This window comes from Tersicoccus sp. Bi-70 (assembly GCF_001968825.1).
GTDB lineage: Bacteria > Actinomycetota > Actinomycetes > Actinomycetales > Micrococcaceae > Tersicoccus.
Window position 1 is genome coordinate 295,425 of sequence record NZ_MIEU01000011.1, and the last position, 17,438, is coordinate 312,862.

Below are 17,438 nucleotides of genomic sequence, written 5' to 3' on the forward strand. Positions count from 1 at the left end.
GATCCGGCGATCAGGTGGCGGGCTTGTTGAACGTCTTCGCGGCAAGACCGCCGAAGAAGTCGCTCAGTGCCGGACCGAACAGGGTGAGGCCCGCGACGAGGACGACCGCGATGAGCCCGACGAGCAGGGCGTACTCGACGGCGGTGGCCCCGGTCTCCTCGCGTCGCAGGCGCTGTTGCGCGCTGAACCCGAGGGTGTGCAGCGTCGCGATCAGCATGACCATGGTGATGACTTCCTTCCGATGATGAGCGTGATCGGAACTGAGGCCGCGTTCAGACCGTCTTGTTGAACGTCTTGGCGGCGAGGCCACCGAAGAAGTCCTTCAGGGCAGGACCGAAGAGCGTCAGACCGGCGACGAGGACGACGGCGATGAGGCCGACGAGCAGCGCGTACTCGACGGCGGTGGCGCCCCGCTCGTCGCGCCGCAGGCGCTGCTGGAAGGTGAACCCGAGGGTGGACAGAGTGGCGATGAACTTGACCATGGTGATTTCTCCCCTGTGAACTGAGCCGGCCCCACGCCGGCGAGATGGTGGTCGAAGGACGGCTCGGCAGGTCGGTTGCCCCACACGCCCCTCGGACGACACTGTCGGCACGGCGTGCCGGACGGTAAGCAGCCTGTTGAGCCGTCGAATCCGGGGAATGAGAACCCACGTCAGGGGCTCGATCGGTCGCCGGGAGTGTCGGGATCTCCCCGGAATCGGTCCGGACCGACCCGTGCCGGGCGGTCGACTGGCATGCTGAGCGCATGACGACGGTGGCGGGTCTGGACGGGTGTCGTGGGGGCTGGGTGCTGGCCGTGGTGGAGGCTCGCCGGCGAGAGCTCCGGCTACGGGAACTGCGGGTGATCCGCGCGCTCACCGACCTGGACCGGGCCGGCCGGATGGCGTGCATCGGCATCGACATCCCGATGGGGCTGCCCGAGCGCGGAACACGGGACGCCGACCGCGAGGCGAAGGCGGCGCTGGGGGAACGGCGCTCCTCGGTGTTCTGGACACCGACGCGGGCGGCCCTGGCGGAACCGACCCGCGCCGCCGCCGACGTCGTCAACCGCGCTCACGACGCGGGCGGCCTCTCGGCGCAGAGCTTCGGCCTGTTCGCCAAGATCCGTGAGGCCGACGCCTGGGTGCGCACGTCCAGGGACCGGGTCGTCGAGGTGCATCCGGAGGTGAGCTTCACGAAGCTGCTCGGCCATCCCGCGCGCTTCGGCAAGAAGACGACGGCCGGCATCTTCGAGCGGATGGAGGCCCTGCAGGCAGTCGGGCTGGACCCGCTCGCGGCCCGGGAACTCGACTGCGCACCCGACGACGCGCTGGACGCCGTGGTCGCGGCCTGGTCGGCGTGGCGCGCGGCCGAGGGAACGGCGCAGGCCTACCCGCGGGAGCGCGTCCTGGACGCGACCGGTCTGCCGATGCAGATCCTGGCCTGAGCGGGCCCCATTTCCTGGCCTAGACGACCGACGCTTCCTGCCGCACCCGTGCCCGTGCGACCGTCGAGGGGATCAGGGCGATGGCGGCCGCGGCGATGAGCAGCGGCAGGATGAAGAGCAGGTAGACCCCCGACTGCGGCCACCGCGCGTCGAGGAGCGCGCCGGCCAGGGCGGGCGAGATGATCGCCCCGATCCGTCCGACGCCGATCGCGGCGCCCATCGCGGTCGAGCGTTCCGACGTCGCGTACTCGTTCGGCGTCAGTGCGTACACCCCGGCCATCGCGCCGTTGGTGAAGAAGCCGATCGCGATGGCGGCCGCGAGCACCGGGCCCAGCTGGCCGATCGTCAGGGCGAAGGCCAGGAAGCTCAGCGCGTCGAGGACGAAGAAGGCCACGGTGGTCCAGCGGGCGCTGTACTTGACGGCCAGCAGGCCGAAGATCAGGGAACCGAAGATACCGCCGAGGGTGACCAGCACCCCGCCGCCGATGCCGTTGGACTGGGAGAGCCCGCTCGAGACCAGGATGGTCGGCGTCCACTGGGCGGCGAAGTTGAACGAGGCCAGCAGGATGAAGAACGCCACCCAGATGAGCAGCGTCGTCCGCCACTTGCCGCCGGCGAACAATGCCCGGACGGCGCCGTGGCGCGGACGCGCCTCGACCTCCGGCAGTGCGGAGATCGTGCCGTGGCCCATCTTCACGAGCAGGCGGTTGACCTTCTCCAGGGCGCCGCGGGGCCGGGCGACCGTCAGGTAGTCGATGGACTCGGGCAGCCGGAACCAGACGACGACGGCCAGCGCGGCGGTCAGGACGGCGCCGAGCACGAAGGCGGACCGCCAGCCGGAGGACGTGATCAGCCCGGCGGCCACGAAGCCGCCCAGGGTGGCGCCGACGGGGTAGCCGACGGCATACACCGCGATGGCGGTCGCACGGCGCCTGTCAGAGGAGTACTCGGCGGTGATGACGTTCAGGCTCGCCAGCATCGCGCCGATGCCCAGGCCCGAGAGCACGCGGTACACCCCGACCTGGGTTATGTCGGTCGCCGTCGTGGTGAGCAGCAGGAACAGGGCGGTGGTGAACAGGGCGATCAGGGTGAGGTTCCGGCGGCCGATCCGGTCGGCGAGCGGGGCCAGGAACAGGGAGCCGGCGCCCATGCCGAGCATGCCGGCACTGAGAATCACTCCGAGGGCGGTGCTCGAGAGGGCGAACTCCTTCGACAGGGCCGGCCCGCTGAAGGCGATGACCAGGGTGTCGTACCCGTCGAGCATGTTGATGACGAGGCAGATCAGCACCGCCTGGATCTGGTATCCGCTCATGCGCGAGGTGCTGATGACTGATCGGACGTCCATCTGGATGCTCCGTTCGGTGTCCGGCAGGTCGACACCGCGTCGTTGCGAGTGTCGTCGTTGGCCCCGCCCCACCCTAGGAACAGTCAAAGCTATTTGACCAGTAGATACTCTTGATTGAGCGGATAGACCGAACCAATACTGGGTCATGATCGACCTGAGCCTGCTCCGGACGTTCCTGGCCGTGTACGAGGCGGGGAGCGTGACTGGCGCCGCGAACCGGCTGTCCGTCACCCAGCCCTCGGTGAGCTACGGCCTCGGCCGGCTGCGCCGGCAGCTCGCCGACCCGCTGTTCGTGCGGACGCGGGGCGGGATGGTGGCGACCGAGCGGGCCACGGAGCTGTACCAGGTGTTCCGGCGGTCCATCGCCGACATCGACGCGGTCAGCGGCGACCAGGCCTTCGACCCGGCGACGTCGGAGAAGCAGTTCCGGCTCTGCCTGTCCGACCTCGGCGAGTTCTCGTTCCTCTCGGCGATCCTCGGCCGCCTGGGTCGAGAGGCGCCGACCGTCGCGCTGGACGTCGTCCCGATGGACATCGCGCAGGTGCAGGGCTGGCTCCAGCGCGGCGAGGTCGATGCCGCGGTCGCGAGCGTCGTCATCCCGGGACTGCGCCGTCACACCGTCATCAGCCGGGACCGCTACGTGTGCGTGCTGCCGGCGGACCGTGCGGGCGCCGGCGACGTCGTGCACGCGGTCGGGGAACGGCCGAGGCTCTCGGTGCAGGAGTTCGAGTCGTTGCGGCACGTGGTGATCGACGAGGCGGCCGGTCACCGGCAGGTCGACGCCACCCTCGACGAAGCGGGCTTGACGAGGAGGACCGTCGTGCGCCTCCGGCACTTCTCGGTGCTGCCGAATCTGATGCACGACAGCGATATCGCCGCGGTCATGCCGCTGGTCGCCGCGGAGCACTTCGAGCGGGAGTTCCCGGTCGTCATCCGGGAGCTGCCCGTCGAGGGGCCGACCTTCGACGTGAGCCTGTACTGGAACGAGGCGACCTCGGCGTCGGCGTCCGCCCGCTGGTTCCTCGACCTGCTGACCGAGGCCCTCGTCCTCCGCCGCCCGCAGGGGCTGCCCGGCGCAGCGGAGCGCGGCACCACCGGATAGATTCGACGGATGACGTCCGGAACCCCGTCGCCCGCGATGACCGTTCTCGCCGACGAGGTCGACGACCCGGCCGGTCCCATGATGTGGGAGGTGCTGGTCGGTGGCGTCGGCCTGGCGCTGCTGCTCGTCACGATCGTCGGCATGGTGTCCGTGGTGACGACCCGTAGCCTCACCGGGCCGGTCAAGGCCGGGTGGGCCGTCGTCGTGCTCGCGCTGCCCCTGGCAGGGCCGGCGGCGTGGTTCCTCTGGCGCTCCCGGCGGACCGCGCAGCGCTGACCGAAACGGACCTTCGCGTTCACGAGTGGTCCACGTACCATGGACCACATGAGCACCGTCAACGTTGCGCAGGCCAAGGGCAAGCTCTCCGAGCTCGTGGCGCGCGCCGAGGCCGGAGAGGACATCGTCATTGCCAGGGCCGGCCATCCCGCCGTCCGACTGGTCCCGGTGGAGGCACAGATCCGTCGTTTCGGTCTCCACGACTTCTCTGTGCCGGACGACTTCGACGCGCCGCTGCCGGACGAAGAACGTGCCGCGTGGGAGTGACCTGGCTGCTCGATACGCACGTCCTGCTCTGGTTGCTCTCAGATCCGGGCCGACTTCCGGAAACCTGGCGTACGAGACTGGCTGATCCCGGATCGACGCTCGTCGTCTCCGCCGCGTCTGCCCTCGAGGTGGCCACGAAGGAGCGTCTGGGCAAACTGCGCGTCCCCGGACTGGTGGCCGGTTGGGATGCGCATCTGCGGTCGGCGGGGATGGATCCACTGTCGATCACCAGTCGTCACGCGACCGTCGCCGGAACACTGGACTGGGAGCACCGGGATCCGTTCGATCGCCTTCTCGTCGCCCAGGCACAGTGCGAGGCTCACACCCTGCTGACCGTGGATCGCACGATCCTGGCGTACAGCGACGTCGCGACGGCGACCTGGTGAACCGGTGACAGCGTTGACGGCAGCTCACTCGTCGCACTGACGCTGACGGCTCACTCCACCAGCGACTGGGTGCCGACGACCGTCGCGAGAGCGAGGCGGTCGGCGTCCTCCGTCTCGGGCTCGGCGGTGTAGATCATGATCCGCAGGCCGTCCACGGCGTCGACCAGGGTGTCGCAGTCCAGGGTGATGGGCCCGACCACGGGGTGGACGACGACCTTGCGTCGCGACGGATCCGGGACGGCGGCGAGCACGCCGCCCTCCCACAGCTCGCGGAAGCGGGCGCTGTGCGCGGTCAGGTGGGCGACGAGGCGGCGCAGGTCGGGATCGGCGGGGTAGCGCGCGGCGGTCACCCGCAGATCGGCGGCCATGCGGGCCTGCAGGTCGGCACGTTCCTCGTCGTCGAGAGCCGCCCGACTGCCCGGGCCGAGGAAGTTGCGCCAGATGGCGTTCCGCTCCAGGCCGGTGAGTCTGCTCGTGTCCCCCATCAGCGCGTCGTACGGGCCGTTGGCGACGACGAGGGTCATGCCGGCGTCGTACACGGCCACCGGGGTGTGGGCGAGGCGGTCGAGGAGCCGGTGCACGCTCGGCGGGACGTGGGAGGGCACGAGGTCCCGGCCCGGTGCGGCGAGCCCGGCCAGCTGGTGCAGCAGGTCCCGTTCGGCCGAGGAGAGTCGCAGGGAACGGGCCAGCGCCTCGACGACCTGAGCCGACGGTGACGTCGCGCGCCCCTGCTCGAGCCGGGTGAGGTAGTCGGACGAGATGCCGGCGAGGCCGGCCAGCTCCTCGCGCCGCAGCCCCGCCGCGCGGCGCCGTCGTCCGGCCGGGAGTCCGACGGCGTCCGGGGTGACGCGGTCGCGCCACCGGCGCACTGCGCGGCCGAACTCGGGGGACTCCATCGCACCAGTGTGCGTCACCGCGGTCGCCGGTGTCGTGGCCCTCTAAGTCCCAGGATGACCGGACGGCTGTCTGACGTCGGCGATCCGGCCCAGACTCGAGGACATGACTGAGACTCCTGCCCCTCTCGCCCTCGTCACCGGGGCCTCCTCCGGCATCGGGAAGGCCTTCGCCGAGCGCCTCGCCGCGGACGGCCACGACCTCATCCTGGTCGGCCGGCGGAAGGAGCGCCTCGACGCACTCGCCGCCGCCCTGCGCCACGCGCACGCGACGGTCACGGCCGACGTCCTCGTCGCCGACCTCGCCACCGACGCCGGCATCGACGCCGTGGCCCAGCGGTGCGCGGACCGGCCCGTGACCCTGCTGGTCAACAATGCCGGCGTCGCGCACTACATGCCGCTCGCCGACCTGCCGCCCGAGAAGGCGCACGAACTGGTCGGCGTCAAGGTCGTCGCCCCGACGATGCTGACCCGGGCGGTGCTGCCCGGCATGCTCGAGCGCGGGACGGGGACCGTCCTGAACGTCGCGGGCATGCTCGCGTTCTCCGGCCCGGCACCGGCGGCTCCCGCCCCGAGCCAACGCGCCGTCTACGTCGCCAGCCTGGCCGGCACGGTCGCGATGTCGCAGACGCTGCACGCCGAGCTGGAGGGCACCGGCGTGGGCGTGCACGTGGTGTGCCCGGGCATCGTCGCCACCGAGTTCCACGAGGTGCAGGGCATGGACCTCTCGTCCGTGCCGCGGATGAGCGCCGACGACGTCGTCACCGCCGCGCTCGCCGGCATCGAACTCGGCGAGACCGTGATCGCCCCCGGCGTGGAGGACGCGAGCCTGCTGGGCCGGGTGTTCGACGCGGACCTCGCCGCCTTCCACGGGCAGAGCCCGCAGCTGGCATCCCGGTACCGGCGGGTCTGACGCTCAGCGTCCGCGACGCGGCGGGCTCCAGTCCCGGGGGCCCGGCGTGCGCGGTGGGTGGCGCCGTCGCCCGCGCGCGGACCCGGCCGCGGGCGTCCCGACACCGGAGGGGGTGAAGGGCGCACGGGTGGCGACGTTCCGCGATCCGGCCCGTCGAGCTCTCGGGGCCGGCCTCGGGGGCTCGACACCGGCGCCCTCGCCCTGCCAGCCCTTCAGCTGGGCGGCCAGCTGCCGGGCGAGACCGGGCTGGTAGTTCTTCTGGCTGTGCACGGTGACCCACGCGCCCCAGTCCACGAAGCTGCGCGGCGTCTCGATGCTCAGGCGGTGGTCGGACGACGTGCCGCTCGTCGTCACGCCCTCACCGTGGATCACGATCATGGCCGTGACGAACAGGTGCGGGAACCGCTGGGCTATCTTGTCGACGGCTGCCTTCATGTGGTTGTCGATGAGTCGCCCGGAGACGGTGTCGCGGATCTGGGACCACTCGTTGAGCGTGTAGTCGCCGGGGCGGTACATCTTCGAGTCGATCAGCAGCAGGTTGGTGCCGAAGAGGACGGCGTGGTCGATGTCCGCGTGGCGTGATCCGGGGAAGCGCAGGCTGTGGAACACCGCGACGCCGGGGATCGTCGCGAAGAACTTCAGCAGCTCCGCGGTGTACCGCTCGCCCGCGACTCCGCGGGACACGCGCGCTTCACCGAACCGGTCGACCGAGTCGGCGACGGCGCCGGCGCTGCCGAACACCCGGGCCGGCGGCTCGCAGTGGTTGAGGTCGGGCAGGTAGCTGCCGAGCGTCTGGTTGCGGCGGTACTTCGGGTCGAGTCGGGCCACCGCAGCCTTCGGGATCACCAGAGCCATGACGAGCAGGTAGGCGCTCCACCACCCGTTGCATCCGGTGAGATACCAGGGCAACAGCGAACCGAGCGCGACCACGACGACGGCAACGTGCCCGATCCGGCGGGTGAGCGCCTCGAAGCGTTCCGTCGGGAACGTGCGGATGACGGCGGCGATGGTCAGGGCCAGCGCGACGAGCGTGGCCGTGCCGGAGAACGACGGCAGGTCGGCGCGGGTGTACATCCGGGCCAGGGAGTAGACGTCCGGCAGTCCCGTGAGCAGTCCGGTGAGCGGCGGCAGCCCGACACGGTCGAACGGGCGGGTCAGAGCGACGAGCGCCAGGCCGCCGAGCCAGATGAGGCCGGTGACGATGAGGAACAGCGCCTGCCTGCGGACGACGGCCGTCCGGGCCATGACCGCCGCCGGCGGGTGCACGGGCGCGGTGATGGCGTCGAGCCAGGCCGGCCGCGCATCCACGCCCGTCGCCGCCAGCACCTCCGCGTCGATCGACGGTGTCGCCACCGGCTGCATCCGTCCCCCTGTCGCCTCACTGTCGGGGACGGCTCGTCATCCGCCCTCTCGAGACTGTCGGCCGGTCGGCCGCCGGCGTAACGGCAGGTGGCTCAGGGGACCGGCCGACGCGTCGAGTGGACGGTTGACGTCGCCATACGCGGGGCATGGGTGCGTTATCGGTCCACTCGGCGTGGCCGGCGCGAGCCGCCCTACGCCCGCCGCGCGAGCTTCGCCGCGATGCCGATGTACGACCCCGGCGTCAGCCGCTGCAGCCGGCCCTCGGCGCCGTCGGACAGGCCGAGCTCACCGACGAACTCCCGCAGCCGCGCCTCGTCCACCCGGTGCCCGCGCGTGAGCTCCTTGAGCCGCTCGTAGGGGTTGTCCATGCCCGGCCTTCCGGCAAGGGCCTCGGCCCGCATCACCGTCTGGATCGCCTCGCCGAGCACCTCCCAGTTGTGGTCGAGATCCTCGGCCAGGACGGGCCCGGCGACGTCGAGCTGGCGCAGCCCCTTGGCGACGTTGTTCAGCGCGAGCAGCCCGTGGCCGAGCGCCACCCCGACGTTGCGCTGCGACGACGAGTCCGTCAGGTCCCGCTGCCAGCGCGAGGTGACGAGCGTGGCGGCGAGGGTGTCGAGCAGCCCGTTCGAGATCTCGAGGTTCGCCTCGGCGTTCTCGAACCGAATGGGGTTGACCTTGTGCGGCATGGTCGAGGACCCGGTCGCGCCGGCCACCGGGATCTGCTTGAAGTAGCCGATGGAGATGTAGCTCCACACGTCGGTGCAGAAGTTGTGCAGGATGCGGTTGAAGCGGGCGACGTCGGCGTACAGCTCCGCCTGCCAGTCGTGCGACTCGATCTGCGTCGTCAGCGGGTTCCAGGTCAGCCCGAGGCCTTCGACGAAGGTCCGGGACACCTCGAGCCAGTCGACGGCGGGTGCGGCCGCCACGTGGGCGGCGAACGTGCCGGTGGCGCCGTTGATCTTGCCCAGGTAGTCCTGGCCGCCGATCCGGCCGAGCTGCCGGCCCAGCCGGTGCGTGAACACCGCGAGCTCCTTGCCGAGGGTGGTCGGCGTCGCCGGCTGCCCGTGCGTGCGGGAGAGCATCGGCGTCTCGGCGTGGGCCTCGCCCAGCTCACGGATCTGGTCGACGACGCGCTGCGCGGTGGGCGTCCACACCTCGCGGACGGCGTCCCGGATGCCGAGGGCGTAGGCGAGGTTGTTGATGTCCTCGCTGGTGCACGCGAAGTGGACCAGCGGCGTCAGGGCCTCCAGGCCCAGCGCCGGGAGCCGGCGGCCGATGAAGTACTCGACGGCCTTGACGTCGTGCACGGTCTCCCGCTCGATCGCCGCCAGTTCGGCGATCTCCTCGGGACCGAAGCCGGTGACGATCGCACGCAGGCCGTCACGCTGCTCGGCGCTGACCGGCGACAGCCCCGGCAGCACCGACTGCTCCGTCAGGTGCAGGAACCACTCGACCTCGACGTGGATCCGGTTCCGGTTCAGCGCCGCCTCCGAGAGGTGGTCCACCAGTGGGGCGGCGTCCATGCGGTAGCGGCCGTCGAGCGGGCCGAGCGCGATGTCGGTGGCGGCCAGCGAGCGGCGGCCGGAGGGCAGGGTCGAGTCCGCGGCGGAGGGCATGGCCCCATTCTCCCATGCGGTGTATCAGGGCTGGTGGGCCTGGAGTGAGCGCGTCTTCCGGCCTGGGCCGTCGAGCAGTACGCTCCTGTCTATACATCTTGTATAGACAGGAGCCTGCTGGTGTTGACCGTCCAGGAAGAACTTGCCCGAGTTCACGCTCAGCGAGAACTCAACCGGCTGAACGCTCTTCGAGCTTGTAACAAGGCTCGCGAGGACGGGATGACCCAGGTCGAGATCGCCCGCAAGCTCGGTGTTTCGCAGCCCGAGGTTCACCGTATGCTGCGCAAGGTTGACCACTTCCCGGAGCTGCTCGACCGGACGCCGCGCGAGGTCATTCTTGACTTCCATGCAGAGCTGATCAACCACTCCGAGATGATGGACGAACTCAAGGTATGGCCGTTCACCTTCAGCACTCCCGCGGAGCCGAAAAACCCGCTGAGTCCGTCGGCACGAGGCTCGTGGGAGGACGTCGTCGATGCCGTCCATCGCGATCTGCTCCTCGTCGAGGACTACGACGAGCTCCTTCACGGACTTCCGGGCGGTCGACGATAGATGGACAACGCGATCCTGGGGAAGGTCGCGCACCAACTCGAGTCCCATCTGGATGTCAGTGGAACCTGGGTCTCCACCCTCTCCACGCAGTCTTACGACATCCCCCTCAAATCAGACCGATTGCGCTATCAAAGACGCCTACTTGACGAACTGTTCGAGTCGAGCGAGGCCGACGTTGCGCGGGAAGGGCGTTCGGTCCTCCTCACCGCGGGGCCGCCCGGTGCAGGCAAGTCGACGGCAATCGAAACTGGGAACCTTGAACTCGACGGTTGGCGGATTATTGATGCCGACGATATCAAAGTCCGACTTCTCGAAGACTGCTGGGCCGACGGGCGGTTTTCCCCTGCACTTGACACGATCCTTGCCGACGGATTCCCTGTGCGACTGAACGAGTTGTCGACTCTCGTTCACGTAGAGAGCGCCATATTGGCGGACCGGATGGCAGAGCGATCCGTTGAAGCGGGCGAGAACGTCGTGATCTCGGGGACGATGTCGTGGGCCGGAACTGTTGCCGAGAAGCTTCGACTACTGGCTCTCCACGATTACAGTGACGTCCGCATCATCGACGTGGAAGTGTCCAGCGAAGTCGCCGTGTATCGGGCCTATCAACGGTGGGCTCGAGGCCGACAGGCCGCCGCCGAAGGCGGCGATCCTCGCGGCGGACGTTTCACTCCACGCTCAGCGATCGAGACCCTCTATGGCCAAGACACGAGTTTCTCGAGATGTAACGAGAACGCCGTCCGTTTCTTCAACTCCGACGCTGCGGAAGCGTTCGACTCAATCGAGCTCTTGGTCTCGGTGGGCGTGGGCGAACCCGATGTCTACCGGAGGTCGGTGGGGAACTACCTCACATCGATCCCCTGTGCATTGAACGACCGGCCTTCAGAAGACTGACGCTACGTGCGGCAGAGGTCACGGCGACTACGCCCCGGGGCATGACGATGTCCCCGGACACTGCCGCTCCGACGTGGGGCGATCTACGGTGGACTCATGTCGATCACCGCATTCACCCACGCCCACGTCGTCCCCGTCGACGGCGATCCCTTCGACGGCACCGTCGTCGTCACCGACGGCACCATCACCGCGCTCGGCCCGGACATCGAGATCCCCGACGGTGCGCAGACCGTCGACGCCGCCGGGAAATGGCTGCTCCCCGGCTTCGTCGACGCCCACGTGCACCTGGGCGTGCACGAGGAGGCCGAGGGCTGGGCCGGTGACGACACCAACGAGAAGACCGAGCCGGTCACCGCCCACGTCCGCGCGATCGACGGCATCAACCCGGCCGACCTCGGCTTCAGCGACGCGCTCACCGGCGGCGTCACCACCGTCAACGTCAACCCCGGCTCCGCCAACCCGATCGGCGGCCTGTCCGCCGCCATCCACACCGCCGGACCCACCGTGGACGCCATGGTGCTCAAGTCGCCGGCCGGGCTGAAGTCCGCGCTCGGCGAGAACCCGAAGCGCGTCTGGGGCGACCAGAAGAAGATGCCGAGCACGCGCCTCGGCGTCGCCGCCGTCATCCGGCAGGCCTTCGTCGAGGCCACCAACTACCGGGCGACGCGGGACGCGGCCGGGGACGCCTTCGCGGGCCGGGACCTGAAACTGGACGCGCTCGCCCAGGTGCTCGACCGGGAGATCCCGTGGCGGCAGCACTGCCACCGGGCGGACGACATCGCGACCGCCGTGCGGATCGCGGACGAGTTCGGCTACCGGCTCGTCATCGACCACGGCACCGAGGCGCACCTCGTGGCGGACCTGCTGGCCGAGCGGAACGTTCCCGTGCTGATCGGCCCGCTGATGACGTCGCGCTCGAAGGTGGAGCTGCGGAACCGCTCCCTGCGCAACCCGGGGCTGCTCGCGAAGGCCGGCGTCGAGATCTCCATCATCACCGACCACCCGGTCGTGCCGATCCACTTCCTCGTCCACCAGGCGTCGCTGGCGGTCAAGGAGGGGCTGGACCGCGAGACGGCGCTGCGAGCGATCACGATCAACCCGGCGCGAGTGCTCGGCGTGGACGAACGGCTCGGCTCCCTGACGCCGGGGAAGGACGCCGACCTGGTGCTGTGGTCCGGCGACCCGCTGGACCTCTACTCCCGCGCGGAGCAGGTGTGGATCGGCGGGGAGTCGGTCTACCGGTACGAGGCGCCGGCCGCCTGAGGGGCGCTGCCGGCTCGGCTGCACGGCCGGAAGAAGAAGGCCGGGACGGGTGCGTGACCCGTCCCGGCGGCGCCGGTTGCGCTGGGGACACAACCGGCCGGATTCGGCGATGGTGCCACGGGCGTGTGCCGCGTCTCATGACGGCGCACGGAGCCGGATCGACCGAAGCGAAGCGCGGATCGGGTGGTTGTCACCTGTTCGGCGGACGGACGTCCCGACCTCGGCTTTCCTCCATCATGCCCTGCTGATCTGGGCATTCGCTGAACAGGCCGGCAGAACGAGGCACCGTGTGGCCCCGTGCGTCCCGATCGGCGGGTCAGACGGTGGCCCGCGGCAGCCGACCGATCGCGGTCGCGGCGGTGGGCTCCTCGGTCGCGCGGTTCCACGGCAGGACCGCGAGGGCGCGAGCCATCGCGCACGTGTTGGTGGCGGCGGAGAAGGTCAGGCCGCCGCCGATGACGCCGGCCACGGCACGCAGCTTCGGCGAGACGAAGCGGCCGCCGACGAGGCCGACGAGCACCAGCGAGCCCGCGACCATCCTCACCTGACGCTCCATCGCCCACGCGCCGGCCCCGCGGACGACGGCACCGCCGGCCGAGGCGAAGGCCGGGACGCCACCGGTGAGCACGCGTGCACCGTCGTGGCCGGCGGCGGCCAGCTTCTGCCGCGCCTGCTCCGCGCGTGCACCGGACTGGCAGACCAGCACGACCCGATCGCCGAGCCGGGACGCCACGTCGCCCGTGTGAGCGGTGAGCAGGGGCAGCGGCACGTTGTACGAGCCGTCGATGTGGACGGCCTCGAACTCGGCGGCCGACCGGACGTCGACGAGGACGACGTCGTCGTGATCCCCGGTCCACTCCTGCAGCAGCGCGGGGTCGATCGTGGTGGGGGCAGTGTCAGTGGCAGAGGCAGAGGCAGTGGCGGTGACGGTCACGGGGGTCCTCCCGGAGTCGACGGACGGTGGGCTGGGATCCAGCATGACGCCGGGACCCCGCCCGTCCGAAGGCGCACGTCACACGGAGCCACGCGGACCCGCAGCACAACGGGCGACGGGCGACGACGGGCGGCGCCGGCCTACCGGGAGAGACCCGGCCGCAGCCGCCGGGAAAAGAGGATGGCGGCCCACACCAGCGCGGAGAAGGCCGCCAGCAGCACGCCGAGGACGTTCAGGTCGAGGTCCGCCAGGAGCCCGAGGGACGACGGCACCCCCGTCAGCGGCGTGAGGACCTCGTTGAGCACGCCGAGCAGGTTCGCCCCGCCCACGAGGAACGCGACGCCGACCGAGACGGCGGTGATCGCCAGGTTGAGGTCGAGGGTGCGCCGCGCGTCGGCGGCGGCGTCCCGGTACACGCGGCTCATCAGCAGGCCGTCCGCGCTGTCGAACGCCGTCATGCCCGCGGTGAAGAGCACCGGCAGCACGAGGGCGGCGTACCAGGGCAGTCCGGGGGCCAGCGCGCCGGCCAGGACGAAGAGGCCGATCGAGGCGGCGGTGTCCAGGCCGAGGCCGAACAGGAAGCCGACGGGGTACATCGCGGCCGGGCGGTTCACCCAGCGTGCGGCCGGGCGGAGCAGCCGGTGCAGGACGCCGCGCCGGTCCAGGTGGGCGGCCAGGGCGGCCTGGTCCACCGCCGCACCATCGGTGCCGGCCCGGAACCTGCGGGTCCCGGCGGTCCGGCGGAGCCGGAGCAGGCCGCGCAGTGTCGGCACGTTGAGCAGCCCGGCGGTCAGGAGGAACAGGCCCGAGACGCTGGCTCCCCAGATGCCGGCGCCCTCGCGCAGGGGTGAGTGCTCGTCGGCCAGGCCACCGGTCAGCGACGCGACACCGAGGGAGAGTCCGAGGACGGCCAGCAGCACCACCGAGGAGTGGCCGAGGGCGAACCAGAAGCCGGTCGTGGAGCTCGGTCGGCCGCGGGCGAGCAGGCGACGCGTCGCGTTGTCGATGGCCGCGATGTGGTCGGCGTCGAACGCGTGCCGGACGCCGAGGGCCCAGGCGCTCAGCGCTAGACCCAGCAGCACGCCGGTGTTGCCACCGGCGGCCGCCTGCGCGGGCAGCAGCCAGAGGACGAGGGCCCCGACGCCGAGCAGGTGCAGACCGACCACGGTCGCGACCATGGCGCGGAGCGGGCCGGACCCGGGCAGCGACGGCGGCACGGGTGCTGCGGAGCGCGCTGGCGTCTCGAAGCTCACGGATGTCACGGTAGCCCTTCCGGGGTGGGGAGAACGAGGAGAACGGGACGTCAGGGGGCCGGGGCGAGTCGAGACGGACTCGCCCCGGCCGGGAATGCGGGACACGCTGGGGACATGTCCCGCGGGACGGCCAGGCGGGGGAGACCTGGCCGGCCGACTGGTCCACCGACCGCGGTCCGGCGGAAACCGGGCCGCGGTCGGCGAGAGACTCGGCTCAGGCCGCCATCGGCAGGCCGGCGCCCGCGGCGTCACCGAAGGAGCCGTCGACGTGCACCGGGGTGCGGCCGGCGCGCTCGAGCAGCGAGGAGGCCACCCCGGCGCGGTACCCGGAGCCGCAGTGGACCCACACGCGACCGGCGGGCACCTCGTCCATCCGGGAGACCAGCTCGTGCAGCGGGATGTTGACCGCACCGTCGAGGTGCGACGCGGCGAACTCCTCGGTGCGTCGCACGTCCAGGATCGGCTCGTCGGCGGGGCGGTCCCGGAGCAGGCCGGCCCAGTCGACCCGGTCGTAGGAGAGCACGGGCGTGCCCGGGGCGAGCTGCCGCGGGTCCTCGCCGACGGCAGCGTCGGGGGAGTCGATCCCGATCCGGGACAGGTCGCGGATCGCGTTCTCGACGTCGTCCTGGGAGCCGACGAGGGTCAGCTGCTGCTCGTACGGGAAGATCCAGCCGAGGAACGTGGTGAAGCTGCCGCCGTTGCCGTACTCGAAGCTGATCGTGCCGGCCAGGTGGTCCGCGGCGTAGGCCACGCGCTGGCGCAGGTCGACGACCCACTCGCCGCGCTCCAGCCGGGCGGTGAGCTCGTCCGTGGTCAGGGACTCGGGCACGCTCAGGTCCGCCTCGACGGGGCCGGCGCTGTTGGCCGGGCCCATGTGCACGTAGTAGCTCGGGTATGCCGTGAGGTTGGCGATCAGCTCGCGGACGAAGTGCGCCTCGTCGGCGTCGGTGTAGACGTGGTTGGCGGCGAACTGCTCGCCCAGGGTGGACTCGGAGGCGCCGGTCGCGGGGCCGGAGGAGCAGAACGAGCCGAAGCCGTGCGTCGGGTACAGCGCGGCCTGGGCCGTCGCCTCCTTCGCCAGGCGCCGGGCGGACGCGTACTGGTCGTGGGTCAGGCCCTCGGTGTGCTCGTGGCCGAGCAGATCGGTGCGGCCGACCGACCCGTAGAGCACACCGCCGCCGGAGAACACGGCCTCGTCCTGCCCGTGCGAGACGACGAACGAGAGGTGGTGGTGCGTGTGGCCGGGGGTCGCGACGGCCTTGACGGTCAGCTCGCCGACCTGCACGGTCTCGCCGTCGCTGATCGGCGTCCGGTCGAACGAGACGTCGTCGGCGGCGTTGACCAGGTAGGCCGCGCCGTGCTTCGTCGCGTAGATCAGGCCACCGGTCACGTAGTCGTTGTGGATGTGGGTCTCGGCCACGTGGGTGACGGTGACGCCGGCGGCCTCGGCGGCCTGCTCGACGCGGTCGATGTCGCGCTGGGCGTCGATGACGAGCGCGGTGGTGCCGTCGTGCACGAGGTAGCTGCGGTCGCCGAGCTGGGGGGTGTCGATGACGATGACGTCCATGGTGATCCTCCTGGGGTGGTTCTCGGGTCGGTGGTGTGTCAGTGGGTGTGGGTGGAGCGCAGAGGTGGAGCGGCGCGGGTCAGGACGCGGTGGCGGCGGCCTGCTGCTCGGCCATGCGGGCCCGGACGTCGTCCATGTCGAGGTCCTTGACCGCGCTGATGACCTTCTCGAGGCCGGCGGCGGGCAGCGCGCCGGGCTGGGAGAAGACGGGGATGCCGTCGCGGAAGGCCATCAGGGTCGGGATCGAGCTGATGCCGGCGGCGGCGGAGAGACGCTGCTCGGCCTCCGTGTCGACCTTCGTGAAGACCACGTCGGTGTGCTTCTCGGCGGCGGCCGCGTAGGTCGGGGCGAACTGACGGCACGGGCCGCACCAGGAGGCCCAGAAGTCCACGAGGACGACGTCGTTGGTCTCGATGGTGTCGGCGAACTGCTGTTCGGTGATGTCGATGACGGCCATGGTGGGAACTCCTTCGGGGGAGAGGGGACGAGGGGGGAGGGAGGGAATCAGGCGGTGGCGGTGCGCCGCAGCGGGCACCGGGGAACGGTGAACCAGCAGGCCACCGCGCCGAGAGCGAGGGCCGCGGCCACACCGCCGACGGCGATGCCGGTGGCACCGGGCAGGTTCTGCGCCAGGACGATGACGCCCATGGCGAGGACGAAGACGCCGAACCAGCGGCGGAGCGCGGGCGCCGGGATCCGGTCGACCAGGCGGGCACCGACGAGGCTGCCGGCGATCGCCACGAGCGTCACCGCGCCCACCAGCGGCCAGTTCAGGGCCGTGCTGGAGGTCAGGTGACCGGCCAGCCCGGCCGCGGAGTTGACGGTGATGACGAGCAGGGACGTGCCGACGGCCTGCGGCATCGACAGCCCGGCCAGCAGGGTCAGCGCCGGCACGATCATGAAGCCGCCACCCGCACCCACCAGCCCGGTGAGCATGCCGACGCCGAGCCCGACTGCGAGGACGAGCGGCACGCGCCGCCGCACCGGATCCGCCGCGTTGCCTGACCCGCGGCGCCCTCGGATCATCGCGATCGACGTCACGAGCATCATCAGGGCGAAGAGGATCATCAGCACGGTGCCCGGGATGAGCCGGCCGATCAGCCCGCCACCGAAGGCGCCGAGCACGCCGGCGGCACCGAAGATCAGGCCGGTGCGCCAGGCGACCCGGCCGGCCCGGGCGTGGGCGATGACACTGACCGCGGAGGTCGTGCCGACCACCACGAGCGAGGCGGTGATCGCCTGCGCAGGAGCGAAACCGGCGACCCACGTCAGCACCGGGATGGTGAGGATGGATCCGCCCCCGCCGAGCAGACCGAGCAGGAGCCCGATCAGCACGGAGAAGAGGAGCGTGAGGGTGAGGGTCATCGGTGGCGTCCTTCGCAGGTCGGG

General features: G+C 71.0%; 20 protein-coding genes. 9 read left to right on the forward strand and 11 right to left on the reverse strand.

The genetic code is table 11. The features are described 5' to 3' along the window. Positions 1-10: 10 nt before the first annotated feature. The gene (locus tag BGP79_RS07915; RefSeq protein ID WP_076694355.1) at positions 11-223 is read right to left on the reverse strand and encodes a Flp family type IVb pilin; all 213 of its coding nucleotides are present in this window, start codon (positions 221-223) and stop codon (positions 11-13) included. 49 nt (positions 224-272) lie between these two features. After that, a complete protein-coding gene (locus tag BGP79_RS07920; RefSeq protein ID WP_076694357.1) occupies positions 273-482 on the reverse strand; it encodes a Flp family type IVb pilin in 210 nt (69 codons plus the stop codon). 263 nt (positions 483-745) lie between these two features. Between BGP79_RS07920 and BGP79_RS07925 the strand changes: the two genes are divergently transcribed. Next, the gene (locus tag BGP79_RS07925; protein ID WP_076694359.1) at positions 746-1,426 is read left to right on the forward strand and encodes a DUF429 domain-containing protein; all 681 of its coding nucleotides are present in this window, start codon (positions 746-748) and stop codon (positions 1,424-1,426) included. Positions 1,427-1,445: 19 nt separating this feature from the next. On the opposite strand, the gene BGP79_RS07930 is transcribed toward BGP79_RS07925, so the two are convergent. Beyond that, the gene (locus tag BGP79_RS07930; RefSeq protein ID WP_158067152.1) at positions 1,446-2,738 is read right to left on the reverse strand and encodes an MFS transporter; all 1,293 of its coding nucleotides are present in this window, start codon (positions 2,736-2,738) and stop codon (positions 1,446-1,448) included. Between the two features lie 178 nt (positions 2,739-2,916). Here BGP79_RS07930 and BGP79_RS07935 point away from each other — a divergent pair, with 178 nt between their 5' ends. The 4 genes from BGP79_RS07935 to BGP79_RS07950 are packed head-to-tail and all read left to right on the forward strand — an operon-like array spanning position 2,917 to position 4,802. Beyond that, positions 2,917-3,873 carry a LysR family transcriptional regulator gene (locus BGP79_RS07935; protein ID WP_076694363.1) on the forward strand — a complete coding sequence of 319 codons (957 nt, stop codon included), beginning with the start codon at positions 2,917-2,919 and terminating at the stop codon, positions 3,871-3,873. A gap of 9 nt (positions 3,874-3,882) precedes the next feature. Continuing rightward, positions 3,883-4,149 (forward strand): PLDc N-terminal domain-containing protein, encoded by a 267-nt coding sequence (locus BGP79_RS07940; protein WP_083701694.1) that lies wholly within the window; start codon positions 3,883-3,885, stop codon positions 4,147-4,149. Between the two features lie 48 nt (positions 4,150-4,197). Next, entirely contained in the window at positions 4,198-4,416 is a 219-nt protein-coding gene (locus tag BGP79_RS07945; protein WP_076694784.1) for a type II toxin-antitoxin system Phd/YefM family antitoxin, read from the forward strand. Then, positions 4,407-4,802, forward strand: a complete 396-nt coding sequence (locus tag BGP79_RS07950) for a type II toxin-antitoxin system VapC family toxin (RefSeq protein ID WP_076694367.1) — start codon at positions 4,407-4,409, stop codon at positions 4,800-4,802. The genes BGP79_RS07945 and BGP79_RS07950 overlap by 10 nt, the downstream gene beginning before the upstream one ends. A gap of 50 nt (positions 4,803-4,852) precedes the next feature. Here the strand turns inward: BGP79_RS07950 and BGP79_RS07955 are convergent, their stop codons facing one another. Next, entirely contained in the window at positions 4,853-5,698 is an 846-nt protein-coding gene (locus BGP79_RS07955; RefSeq protein WP_076694369.1) for a helix-turn-helix transcriptional regulator, read from the reverse strand. Positions 5,699-5,801: 103 nt separating this feature from the next. Here BGP79_RS07955 and BGP79_RS07960 point away from each other — a divergent pair, with 103 nt between their 5' ends. Beyond that, positions 5,802-6,608 carry an SDR family oxidoreductase gene (locus BGP79_RS07960; RefSeq protein WP_076694371.1) on the forward strand — a complete coding sequence of 269 codons (807 nt, stop codon included), beginning with the start codon at positions 5,802-5,804 and terminating at the stop codon, positions 6,606-6,608. A 3-nt stretch (positions 6,609-6,611) separates the two neighbouring features. On the opposite strand, the gene BGP79_RS07965 is transcribed toward BGP79_RS07960, so the two are convergent. Then, on the reverse strand, positions 6,612-7,961 hold the full coding sequence (locus BGP79_RS07965; protein ID WP_198928447.1) for a nuclease-related domain-containing protein: 1,350 nt from the start codon (positions 7,959-7,961) through the stop codon (positions 6,612-6,614). Between the two features lie 200 nt (positions 7,962-8,161). Then, positions 8,162-9,586, reverse strand: a complete 1,425-nt coding sequence (purB, locus tag BGP79_RS07970) for an adenylosuccinate lyase (protein WP_076694375.1) — start codon at positions 9,584-9,586, stop codon at positions 8,162-8,164. A 219-nt stretch (positions 9,587-9,805) separates the two neighbouring features. Between purB and BGP79_RS07975 the strand changes: the two genes are divergently transcribed. The 3 genes from BGP79_RS07975 (at position 9,806) to BGP79_RS07985 (ending at position 12,295) form a co-directional block, all read left to right on the forward strand. Beyond that, positions 9,806-10,138, forward strand: coding sequence for an Lrp/AsnC family transcriptional regulator (locus tag BGP79_RS07975; RefSeq protein ID WP_083701695.1), 333 nt, complete (start codon positions 9,806-9,808; stop codon positions 10,136-10,138). Then, positions 10,139-11,032 (forward strand): zeta toxin family protein, encoded by an 894-nt coding sequence (locus BGP79_RS07980; RefSeq protein ID WP_076694379.1) that lies wholly within the window; start codon positions 10,139-10,141, stop codon positions 11,030-11,032. A 96-nt stretch (positions 11,033-11,128) separates the two neighbouring features. Continuing rightward, positions 11,129-12,295 carry an amidohydrolase gene (locus tag BGP79_RS07985; RefSeq protein ID WP_076694382.1) on the forward strand — a complete coding sequence of 389 codons (1,167 nt, stop codon included), beginning with the start codon at positions 11,129-11,131 and terminating at the stop codon, positions 12,293-12,295. 316 nt (positions 12,296-12,611) lie between these two features. Here the strand turns inward: BGP79_RS07985 and BGP79_RS07990 are convergent, their stop codons facing one another. From BGP79_RS07990 to BGP79_RS08010, 5 genes are all read right to left on the reverse strand, one after another. Beyond that, the gene (locus tag BGP79_RS07990; RefSeq protein ID WP_076694383.1) at positions 12,612-13,229 is read right to left on the reverse strand and encodes a rhodanese-like domain-containing protein; all 618 of its coding nucleotides are present in this window, start codon (positions 13,227-13,229) and stop codon (positions 12,612-12,614) included. Between the two features lie 140 nt (positions 13,230-13,369). Further along, entirely contained in the window at positions 13,370-14,482 is a 1,113-nt protein-coding gene (locus BGP79_RS07995; protein ID WP_143588344.1) for a HoxN/HupN/NixA family nickel/cobalt transporter, read from the reverse strand. A gap of 214 nt (positions 14,483-14,696) precedes the next feature. Then, the gene (locus tag BGP79_RS08000) at positions 14,697-16,049 is read right to left on the reverse strand and encodes a rhodanese-like domain-containing protein (protein WP_076694385.1); all 1,353 of its coding nucleotides are present in this window, start codon (positions 16,047-16,049) and stop codon (positions 14,697-14,699) included. Positions 16,050-16,128: 79 nt separating this feature from the next. After that, the gene (gene trxA, locus BGP79_RS08005) at positions 16,129-16,506 is read right to left on the reverse strand and encodes a thioredoxin (protein ID WP_076694387.1); all 378 of its coding nucleotides are present in this window, start codon (positions 16,504-16,506) and stop codon (positions 16,129-16,131) included. A 47-nt stretch (positions 16,507-16,553) separates the two neighbouring features. Next, positions 16,554-17,414, reverse strand: a complete 861-nt coding sequence (locus tag BGP79_RS08010) for a sulfite exporter TauE/SafE family protein (RefSeq protein WP_076694389.1) — start codon at positions 17,412-17,414, stop codon at positions 16,554-16,556. Positions 17,415-17,438 lie beyond the last annotated feature (24 nt).